The sequence below is a fragment of the Streptomyces yerevanensis genome, assembly GCF_000716805.1.
Taxonomy (GTDB): Bacteria; Actinomycetota; Actinomycetes; order Streptomycetales; family Streptomycetaceae; genus Streptomyces; species Streptomyces flaveus.
This window is the reverse complement of sequence record NZ_JNWJ01000267.1, coordinates 1-269: the sequence shown is the minus strand read 5'-3', so window position 1 is coordinate 269 and position 269 is coordinate 1. Positions and strand designations below refer to the sequence as shown.

The following is a 269-nucleotide window of genomic DNA, read 5'->3' as shown; positions in this document are numbered from 1 at the left end:
TGGACGCTGAACTGGTACAAGGCGCTGTTCGCCGACGGCAGCAAATGGCCGGCCGCGCTCTCCCTGAGCGCCCTGATCGCCGCCCTGAGCACCGTGTTCTCACTGATCATCGGGGTGACCGCGGCGACCGCCCTGGTCCGCAGCGAACTCCCGCTGCGCTCGGCGGTCTACGCCCTGGTGCTGGGACCGCTGGTCATCCCGCAGATCGTCACCGCGCTGGGCCTGTTCCTGCTCTTCGAGCCCGCCGCGATGCTGGGCAGCCCGCTCGC

Annotated in this window: 1 protein-coding gene; it reads left to right on the top strand. The window is 70.3% G+C overall.

What is annotated here, in order from left to right; genetic code table 11:
* The coding region (locus tag OP79_RS49365; RefSeq protein ID WP_033329952.1) for an ABC transporter permease at positions 1–269 on the top strand (269 nt) is incomplete at both ends.